The organism is Frankia sp. CeRuru1, assembly GCF_977966315.1.
This window is the reverse complement of sequence record NZ_CDWWEW010000487.1, coordinates 1-3,213: the sequence shown is the minus strand read 5'-3', so window position 1 is coordinate 3,213 and position 3,213 is coordinate 1. Positions and strand designations below refer to the sequence as shown.

Annotated in this window: 2 protein-coding genes; both read left to right on the top strand. The window is 68.2% G+C overall.

Going from position 1 to position 3,213, the window contains the following annotated elements; all coding sequences use genetic code 11:
- The first annotated feature begins 132 nt into the window (after nucleotides 1-132).
- Nucleotides 133-1,131: an adenosyl-hopene transferase HpnH gene (gene hpnH, locus AC08OP_RS23185; RefSeq protein ID WP_476616114.1), complete on the top strand. Its 999-nt coding sequence runs from the start codon at nucleotides 133-135 to the stop codon at nucleotides 1,129-1,131.
- Between the two features lie 462 nt (nucleotides 1,132-1,593).
- On the top strand, nucleotides 1,594-2,808 hold the full coding sequence (locus AC08OP_RS23180) for a beta-ketoacyl-[acyl-carrier-protein] synthase family protein (RefSeq protein WP_476616113.1): 1,215 nt from the start codon (nucleotides 1,594-1,596) through the stop codon (nucleotides 2,806-2,808).
- Nucleotides 2,809-3,213: the final 405 nt, after the last annotated feature.

Sequence of the window (3,213 nt, the reverse complement as noted above, 5' to 3'; positions counted from 1 at the left end):
ACTCCGACCCGCGCCAAATCCACCAGCTCCGCACCACACGCCTACACTGACCGGAACAGTCACTGACCGGAACAGCGCGGCATCGCGACTCCACCCACCAGGCGACCAAAGACCAACACCAGGAGGGTGAAAATGGCCATTCCGCGGCGCCAGGCAATCAGGATCGGCGCTTATCTCCTCAAGCAGAAACTCGCCAGGCGGGACAAGTTCCCGATCACCCTCGAACTCGAACCCCTGTTCGCATGTAACCTCGCCTGCGAGGGCTGCGGCAAGATCCAACATCCCGCGGACGTGCTGAAACAGCGCATGCCCGTCGAGCAGGCGCTCGCCGCCGTCGACGAGTGCGGCGCCCCCGTGGTGTGCCTGGCAGGCGGCGAACCGCTGATGCACCCGCAGATCGAAGACATCGTGGCAGGCCTGGTGAAACGTAAGAAGTTCATCTACCTGTGCACGAACGCCCTCCTGATCCCACGCAAGATCGACAAGCTGCGCCCGTCACCATACCTGTCCTTCGCGGTACACATCGATGGCCTCGAGGAACGCCACGACAAGTCCGTGGCCAAGCCGGGCGTGTTCGCCCAGGCCGTGGACAACATCAAAGAGGCGCAGCGCCGCGGCTTCCGCGTCACCACGAACACCACGTTCTTCAACACCGACACCCCCCAGACCGTGATCGAGGTGTTGGACTTCCTCAACAACGACCTCAACGTCGACGGGATGATGCTCTCCCCCGCCTACGCCTACGAGAAAGCCCCCGACCAGGACAGCTTCCTCGGGGTCAAGGAAACCCAGGAACTGTTCCGCAAGGCGTTCGCCGACGGCCGCCGCAAGAACTGGCGGATCAACCACTCCCCCCTGTTCCTGGACTTCCTCGAAGGAAAGATCGACTTCCCGTGCACGGCCTGGGGAATTCCGTCCTACTCCCTGTACGGCTGGCAGAAGCCGTGCTATCTGATGGGCGACGGCTACGCCAGGACCTACCAGGAACTCCTTGACACCACCGACTGGGAGGCCTACGGACGAGGGCGCGACCCGCGCTGCGCGAACTGCATGGCACACTGCGGCTACGAACCGACCGCCCTCGCGGCGACCCTGTCCTCCCTGCGGGAATCCATCCGCGCGGCCCGCTGAGACCGGCCCCGGGACCACCGGCCAGCCCCCGGATCACCGGCCAGCCCCGGGAAACGACCTCGGTGCCGGCGTCCACGCCCTCCGGCCGGAGGGCGACGGCCGCCGGCACCGAGGTCCTCCACCAGACACCCCGGCTCGGATACGCCGGGAAGAGCGGCATAACAGGAAGGGCGGCATAAGCGGGATCTGACCCGAAACCGCGTTATGACCCAGTTATGACCACTTGCACCCCGAAGCTCACCCACCGTCCCCTCGCCGGTCCGGCGTCGTGGGCCGCGGCGGCGCCCGTCTCGCCATCGTAGGGCTCGCGGGTCTTTGTAGGGTTCCCACAACACCTGGCCGCCGACATCGGTAGCGGCGGAGCTGTCCAGACCGCGCCCCGAGCTGGGAAGGTGACCCGGAGCGAGGAGCGGAACCGCCTTTCTGGCGTTCCGCCCTCATCGTGACGGGAAGGGGTAATTAGTGGTTTACGACAAGATCGTGGTGACGGGTCTCGGTGCGGTGACTCCACTCGGCGGCAACCTCGCCGCCACCTGGGACGGGCTGGTCGCGGGTGCCTCGGGTGTCGCGGTGATCGAAGACGAATGGGCGCGGGAGCTGCCGGTCCGACTCGCCGCCCGGCTGCCCGTCGACCCCGCGGCAACGCTGCCGCGCAAGGACAGCCGCAAGCTCGACCGCGGTGAACAGATGGCGATCGTCACCGCCCGGCAGGCATGGGCGGACGCGGGATCTCCCGAGGTCGCTCCCGAACGGCTCGCGGTCGTCATCGGCACCGGTTACGGCGGGGTGCAGTCCACCCTGGGCCAGCACCGTATCCTGGAGCAGGCCGGTGCGCGCCGGATGTCCCCTCACACGGTGATCATGCTGATGCCCAACGGCCCAGCGGCGTGGGTGAGCATCGACCTCGGTGCAAAGGCCGGCGCCCGTACCCCGGTCAGCGCCTGCGCGTCCGGCGCCGAGGCGATCGCCACCGGTATGGAGATGATCCAACACGGGCTGGCCGACGTCGTGGTCGCCGGCGGCGTCGAGGCGCCGGTCGACACGCTGCCGCTGGCAGCGTTCGCGCAGATGAAGGCCCTGTCGACCCGGCACGACGACCCGGCAGCCGCCTCCCGGCCCTTCGACGCCGACCGTGACGGTTTCGTGCTCGGCGAGGGCGCCGGCCTGCTGGTCCTGGAACGGGCCGGGTTCGCCGCCGCCCGCGGCGCCCGCGTGTACGCCGTCGCCGCCGGCGCGGCCACCAACTCCGACGCCCTCGACATCGTCACCGCCGACCCCGCCGGGCAGCGCAGGGCCATCGAGGCCGCACTGTCCGGCGCCGGCCTCACCCCCACCGATATCGGCCTCGTACACGCCCACGCCACCTCTACCCCCGTCGGCGACCCCCTGGAGGCCGAGGCGATCACTCAGACGATCGGCACCCATCCGGCGGTCACGGCCACCAAGTCGATGACCGGGCACATGCTCGGCGCCGCCGGCGCGGTGGGCGCCATCGCCACGGTGCTCAGCATCCGCGACGGCGTCATACCCCCGGTACGCAACCTTGACCGGCTCGACCCGGCGATCAAACTCGACGTCGTGTCCGGACAGGCCCGCCACGAGACCGTCCGCGCCGCCGTGGCCAACGCCTTCGGCTTCGGTGGGCACAATGTCTCCCTGGCGTTCACCGCCCCCTGAACCGGCCGCGCCGGCCACGCCTGGCTGGACTCGAACGCGCTCCGGCCCCCGTCGTGTTTCCGCCCGCCCAGAGGCCTCACTTCCCATTACCGACCATTACCGACCATTTCTTCCAGCAAGGGAACGGCGAAGACACCTTGCCGTCCTTCATGATCTAGAGCGGGGTTGAGAAGGTCACCCAGATGCGGCTGTGATCCGAAGGTGTCAGCCGTCGATGGTTGAGGCTAGGAGAACCCGTAATGATCTTATCGGGCGTGGGCGAGGAGGAGGGTGACGTCGTCGTCGTAGCCGTCGTTGCGGTTGAGGAGGGTCAGTAGCCGGTCCGCGGTGGTGGACAGGTCGGCTGTTTCGGTGAGGATGCGCAGCAGGCGTCGGCAGCCCTCGCCGATGTCGACGGTGGGGGAT

Bases quoted from the DNA above. Each gene is read 5' to 3' on its own strand.
- hpnH (WP_476616114.1), top strand. From the start codon at position 133: ATGGCCATTCCGCGGCGCCAGGCAATCAGGATCGGCGCTTATCTCCTC.